The 6,010-nt window shown below is 66.2% G+C and carries 7 protein-coding genes; 4 read left to right on the top strand and 3 right to left on the bottom strand.

Going from position 1 to position 6,010, the window contains the following annotated elements; translation table 11 throughout:
• The first annotated feature begins 230 nt into the window (after positions 1-230).
• Both rfbA and ACFWF3_RS21105 read left to right on the top strand, forming a co-directional pair.
• On the top strand, positions 231-1,103 hold the full coding sequence (gene rfbA / locus ACFWF3_RS21110; protein WP_378638078.1) for a glucose-1-phosphate thymidylyltransferase RfbA: 873 nt from the start codon (positions 231-233) through the stop codon (positions 1,101-1,103).
• Positions 1,104-1,106: 3 nt separating this feature from the next.
• Positions 1,107-1,658, top strand: a complete 552-nt coding sequence (locus ACFWF3_RS21105; RefSeq protein WP_266295138.1) for a dTDP-4-dehydrorhamnose 3,5-epimerase — start codon at positions 1,107-1,109, stop codon at positions 1,656-1,658.
• A 60-nt stretch (positions 1,659-1,718) separates the two neighbouring features.
• On the opposite strand, the gene ACFWF3_RS21100 is transcribed toward ACFWF3_RS21105, so the two are convergent.
• Complete coding sequence (locus tag ACFWF3_RS21100; protein ID WP_379314965.1) at positions 1,719-3,194, bottom strand: MFS transporter; 1,476 nt, start codon at positions 3,192-3,194, stop codon at positions 1,719-1,721.
• 85 nt (positions 3,195-3,279) lie between these two features.
• On the opposite strand from ACFWF3_RS21100, the gene ACFWF3_RS21095 reads away from it, so the two are divergent.
• Positions 3,280-3,699 (top strand): MarR family winged helix-turn-helix transcriptional regulator, encoded by a 420-nt coding sequence (locus ACFWF3_RS21095; protein WP_378638073.1) that lies wholly within the window; start codon positions 3,280-3,282, stop codon positions 3,697-3,699.
• On the opposite strand, the gene ACFWF3_RS21090 is transcribed toward ACFWF3_RS21095, so the two are convergent.
• Both ACFWF3_RS21090 and ACFWF3_RS21085 read right to left on the bottom strand, forming a co-directional pair.
• Positions 3,683-4,528 carry a helix-turn-helix domain-containing protein gene (locus ACFWF3_RS21090; RefSeq protein ID WP_379314964.1) on the bottom strand — a complete coding sequence of 282 codons (846 nt, stop codon included), beginning with the start codon at positions 4,526-4,528 and terminating at the stop codon, positions 3,683-3,685. The genes ACFWF3_RS21095 and ACFWF3_RS21090 overlap by 17 nt on opposite strands.
• A gap of 121 nt (positions 4,529-4,649) precedes the next feature.
• The gene (locus ACFWF3_RS21085) at positions 4,650-5,234 is read right to left on the bottom strand and encodes a DUF4282 domain-containing protein (protein ID WP_378638068.1); all 585 of its coding nucleotides are present in this window, start codon (positions 5,232-5,234) and stop codon (positions 4,650-4,652) included.
• 191 nt (positions 5,235-5,425) lie between these two features.
• On the opposite strand from ACFWF3_RS21085, the gene ACFWF3_RS21080 reads away from it, so the two are divergent.
• Positions 5,426-6,010 (top strand): hypothetical protein (locus ACFWF3_RS21080; RefSeq protein ID WP_379314963.1); only part of this gene is annotated, 585 nt, incomplete at its 3' end.

The raw sequence follows: 6,010 nt of genomic DNA, 5'->3' as shown, positions 1-6,010 counted from the left end.
ACAGCTGGCGCGTCGACCCCTGACCAGGCGTAAACCCCCCGGATCGGATGTCGGCGCTGACATCTAACACAGTGATGTTTCACACATCGACGCTCACATAATCAGATGAACGTCTTGTCTGTCTCAGTTATCGCCCGACACACCCGGTCACGAAACGTTCGTGACCAATTCGTCGACGTGTCGGAACCTCCCCGTCTCCGGGGCGGACGGGACTGGCAGACTTGCCACCTATGCGCGGAATCATCTTGGCGGGCGGCACCGGTTCACGGTTGCACCCGATCACGCGCGGGGTGAGCAAGCAGCTTGTCCCGGTCTACGACAAACCCATGGTCTACTACCCGTTGTCCACCCTCATGCTGGCAGGGATCGACGACATTCTGGTGATCACCACGCCGGAGGACGCCGACGCGTTTTCCCGGCTGCTGGGCGACGGCAGCCAGTTCGGCGTCGCGATCAGCTACGTGGTGCAGCCCGAACCCGACGGTCTCGCGAGCGCCTTCGTCCTCGGGGCCGATCACATCGGCAACGAACCGGCGGCGCTGGTCCTCGGCGACAACATCTTCCACGGGCCCGGCCTCGGCGCCAGCCTGGAACGCTTCCACGACATCGACGGCGGCGCGGTGTTCGCCTACTGGGTGAAGGACCCGACCGCCTACGGCGTGGTGGAGTTCGACCAGGGCCGCGCGGTCTCCATCGAGGAGAAGCCGAAGGTCCCGCGCTCGAACTACGCCATCCCCGGCCTCTACTTCTACGACAACGACGTGGTCGAGATCGCCCGCGAGCTGAAGCCGTCGGCGCGCGGCGAGTACGAGATCACCGATATCAACCGCGCCTACCTCGAGCAGAACCGGCTCAGTGTCGACGTGCTCGCCCGCGGCACCGCCTGGCTCGACACCGGCACCTTCGATTCCCTGCTCGACGCGGCCAATTACGTGCGCACGATCGAGGAGCGGCAGGGCCTCAAGATCGGCGTGCCCGAGGAAGTGGCCTGGCGCCGCGGCCTCATCTCCGACGAGCAGCTGTGCAAGCTCGCCGAACCGATGGTGCGCTCGGGCTACGGCCGCTACCTGCTGGATCTGATCGACCGCGGAAAAGACTGGTAGCGCATGGAATTTCGTGAACTGGCGATCCCCGGCGCCTGGGTGGTGACCCCGCGTCTGCTCGGCGACGACCGCGGCATGTTCTGCGAGTCGTTCAAGGCCTCGGAGTTCGAGAAGGCCACCGGGCGCCCGTTCGAGCTGCACCAGGTGAACACCTCGGTCTCGGCCGCCGGGGTGCTGCGCGGCATCCACTACACCGACGATCCGCCCGGTCAGGCCAAGTATGTGACCTGTGTGCGCGGTGCGTTCCTGGATGTGGTGGTCGACCTGCGGCCGGGCTCACCGACCTACGGCCGGTGGGACAGCGTGCTGCTCGATGACGTCTCGCGGCGCTCGGTGTTCCTGTCCGAGGGTCTCGGCCACGCCATCCTCTCGCTGGAGAACCGGTCGACGGTGACCTACCTCTGCTCGCTCGAGTACTCCCCCGAGTTCGACAGGGACCTGGACGCTTTCGATCCGCGCCTCGGCATCGAATGGCCGACCGAGGGCCGCGACGGCCGCCCGCTGACCTATGTTCGCTCGGCGAAAGACGAAGCAGCGCCGAAGTTTTCCGCCTGATTCACGTGAAACGTCGAACGGCACCACCTGCGCGAGGTGGTGCCGTTCAGCGTTTTCCGATCAGGCCACCGGTTCGAGAACCTTCGCCTCGACCGGTGCGACCTCCGCCGGCTTGCGGAACCGGGGCAGGAAGACCGTGAGCGCGAGCAGCGCGCCGACGATGGTGACGCCCGCCGCGAACTCCAGGCCCGGCCGGTAGGCGTCGAGCATCTGCTGCGGAGTGGCGCTCGTACCCTCCCCTCCGGAGGTGACGATGGCGGTGGTCACCGCGAGCACGACGGCCGCGCCGACCTGCATCGAGGTCTGCAGTACGCCTGCGGCGAGACCCTGCTCGTCGTCGTCGATACCGCTGGTGGCCTGCACATTGATGGCGGGGAAACCGACCCAGCCGATGCCGATCAGCAGAATCGCGGGCAGCAGTACGGTGAAGTAGCCGGGTGCCGTGTCGATTCGCAGGAACAGCAGGTAGCCGATCGCCATGACGCTCATGGTGACCGCGATGACCGGTCCGGTGCCGAAACGGTCGATCAGCTTCTCGGAGAAGAACGCCGACCCGACGACCAGGATGCCGACCGGCAGCAGGGCCATCGCCAGCTTCAGCGCCGACCACTCCAGGGTGTCCTGCATGTACAGGGTCACGATGAACTGCCAGGAGAAGTAGGAACCGGCGACCGCGATGATGGCCAGGCTGGCTCGCACGAGCGAGGCCTTGCGCAGGATGCCGAGGCGGACCAGCGGGTGCTTCACCCGCTGTTCGGTGACGACGAACGCGGCGAACAGGGCGATCACGGCGAGGAACGAACCGATGGTGCGAGCCGAGGCCCAACCGACTTCCGGCGCGGTGACCACGGTGTAGACCAGCAGCAACATGCCCGCGGTGGACAGCAGCGCGCCGAGTAGATCGTGTCCGCCTTCCTCGGCCTTACCGTCCTTGGGCACCAGCACGAAGGCGGCGGCCAGGGCGGCGAGCGCGATCGGGACGGGCAGCAGGAAGGTCCAGCGCCAGCCGACGCCGGTCATCAGGCCACCGAACAGCAGGCCCATGGAGTAGCCGCCCGCGCCGAAGACGGTGTAGATCGACAGCGCCTTGTTGCGCGCTTTTCCTTCGGCGAACGTGGTGGTGATGATCGACAGACCGGTCGGCGCGGTGAACGCGGCGGCCAGGCCCTTGATGAAGCGGGTGGCGATCAGCAGCGCGGGGTCGCTCACCAGACCACCGACGAGCGAGGCGACCGCGAACACCGCGAGGGCGATGAGGAAGACCTTGCGGCGGCCGAGCAGGTCGGCGGTGCGTCCGCCCAGCAGCAGCAGGCCGCCGTAGCCGAGGATGTAGCCGCTGACGAGCCACTGCAGGGTGGAGGTGGACAGATCGAGTTCGGCGCCGATGGACGGCAGCGCGACGCCGATCATCGAGACGTCGAGCCCGTCGAGGAAAAGGACGATGCACAGAGTGATCAGCATTCCCCAGAGGCGAAGGGGCCACCTGGTGGGATCGGTCGCCTGATCTGCGGCCGAGAGCGTTGCTGGCGAAGTCATGCGGAGGACATTACATGCGTGTGCATTAATTGCCAACACATAAAATGCCGTTGCATGAACATGCGCCTACCACTAAGATGGGGCCATGAACCCGGCCGTAACGTCAGCTCGGCGCACCGAAGCGCCCACCGAGCTGGTCGGTCAGTGGCGCGAACTACTCGGCAGGCACGCCGCCGTGAGTTGCGCCCTGGAGAAGGCGCTCCAAAGGGACCACGAGATCGGCCTCAGCGAATTCGAAACGCTGGACCGACTGGTCGACGCGGCGTGTCAGAAGTACCGCATGACAGAACTGGCCCAGGACATCTACCTGAGCCAGAGTGCGCTCTCGCGCGCGGTGGCCAGGCTGGAACGCGACGGCCTGGTCGAACGGAGCATGTGCGATCTCGACCGTCGCGCCATCTTCGTCCAGCTCACCGACAAGGGCAGGGCGGTCTACGACCGAGCCCTGCCCACCCACCGTTCGGTGCTCGCCGGTTCGTGGGACAGCCCTACAACGTGCCCGTAGCCGCCTCGGTGATACCGGTGAAAGCACGCCGGTAGCGATCACATTCGGCAGGCTTGTCCAGGTAGGTGCTGCCCGCGAAGGTCTCCACGTAGACCACCGGCGGCTCCGGTCGATCCACCGAATCGTCGACCCCGAAATCCAGGATCACGAACCGGCCCGATTCGAGACCCGCGTGGTAGCCGGAATCGCCGGGAACCACCTGGATCCGCACCGTTTCGCGCTCGGCCAGCTCCCGCAATCGCGCGAGCTGGCCCGCGCGGACGCGGTCGTCACCGATCACACGGGTGAGCACCGACTCGGCCAGCACCACGTCCAGTCGCAACGGAGCATCCGCCCTGGTCACCAGAGCTTGCCTGGCCGCCGACACCCGCAGCCTGCGCTCGAGCTCCGCCTCGGTCAGCCCGGGGATCGTCTGCTCCAGCAGCGCTTTCGTGTAGTCCTCGGTCTGCAACAGGACGGGGACGAGGCCGTCCTCGTAGAGCGCGAGCCCCGACGCGGCTTCCTCGAGGCCGATGTAGACCTCGAATCCCTCCGCGATCACGTCGCCGTAGCTCGTCCACCAACCCCGTGCTTTGGTTTCGCGAGCCAACGCGGCCAGCGGTTCGACCAGATCGGCCGGCGCGCCGTACACCTTGCACATGGCCTCGACGTCGAGGCTGCGCAACGACGTCTGCCCCGTTTCGATCCGCCAGATCTTCGCTTCCGACCACTCCAGTTGCGCCGCCGCGGTTCTGGTTGTCATCCGCGCACGATTGCGCAGGTCACGTAAGTGCCTGCCCAACTGCCTGCGCGGCATCGTGGAACCGGTGACGCCCTGTGGTGAAGCCATACTTCCCCCCTGTATCCGAACTCCGGTCTCCGGACAGAACTTACGGAGACCGACCTACGCAGCCGACATATCCGGATCTGCGTACGGATTGTTTCACAATGAATCGGACACCGCGCAAGACCTATTTTTTCTTGCGGAACCGCCAGAACTGCACCGCACGAACGTCTTCGGAGAGCTGACTCACCGGCTCGGCGACATCGGACAGCGCCTGGAACAGGCCGTCGGCCAGATCACTGATGTGTTCGACGCGGCCGGCCAACCGGGCGGCGTTGTCGGCGAACTCGAGCATCAGGCGGACCGAGGCCGCGATGGTGAGCCCCAACGGGATCGACACCAGCGCGGCGAGCACCCCCAGCACCGCGGAGGCTTTCCACATCAGCACGGTGAAGGCGATCGGCAGGCCGATGCCGAAGGACGCGACGCCGAGCACGTACGCCAGCGGTAGCAAAGTCCTGGTCGCGGGCCTGCGGAACTGCACATCCAGCAGCGAACGGGCGGCCTCGGCGGCCCACTGTTTGGCCGAACCGGTACTGCGGAACGGCTCTTCGAACCCCGCGTCGCGCGCCAGATCGGCTTCGTAGGAGACTTCACCGGCACGATCGGGCCGCTTGCCACCGGCCTCTTTCCAAGAGAGCCAACGGGATTCGGCGTCGAATTCCTCGACATCCTCGTCGTTCGACTCGGGAGTGCCAGGCGCTTCGGTCATGCTTCGAATCCTGCCCGCTTTCGACCCCGACGCCAACCTGTCGGCACCGTACCTGCGATAGCGAAGGTTACCGGACTGAGACGAAGCAGACACTCTCGAATATTTTTCGGTAACGGCGTAACGAGTCGGCCACCTCCCGCCGATACGCCCATGAACGCAGGAACAGAGCTCTTCGGGGAATGGAGAACACAGTGCGCACGACGTTTCCGACCACCACTACGGCCGCCGACAAAGGTGCCGCCGCGCAGGAGTACACCGCGCGTGGATGGACGGTCGCTGAAACCACCAACGGTCTGTGCTTGATCACCGACGACGAGGTCTCGGCCATCGAGATCACCGGTGAGATCGCGGGCGACGTTCGCCGCTTCCTGCGCGCCAACAACCTGTCCGGCCCCGTGATCGAGATCCCGGGCCAGGAGCGTCGCGAGATCCACCTGGTCACCGGTGTCCGCAAGGCCGCCATGGCGATCGAGGCCATGCGTGAGGCAGGCGTCATCGTGCACACCGACGGCGCCAGCATCCCGCTGCCGCCCACCCAGCTCGCCGCGGGCAGCGCCTCCTGGGGCGTCGCCCCCACCGAGGCTCGCTGGATCCCGCCGGTCGTCGCCCTCGGTGCGGCCGTTCGCTCGGCAATGGCCCGCAGGCAGACCGGCAAGCTCTTCACCCCTGTTTCACCCGGCGGGGAACGTGACGGTCGTGCGGTAATCCGGCCAACAGGGACTTCGCGGGCCGATCGGCCCCACCCGGCACTCCTATCGTTGATCACTCGTAAATCC

The organism is Nocardia sp. NPDC060220, from assembly GCF_042727815.1.
GTDB lineage: Bacteria > Actinomycetota > Actinomycetes > Mycobacteriales > Mycobacteriaceae > Nocardia.
Note: the sequence above shows the minus strand (reverse complement) of the source record. Positions and strands in the feature narration are given on the sequence as shown.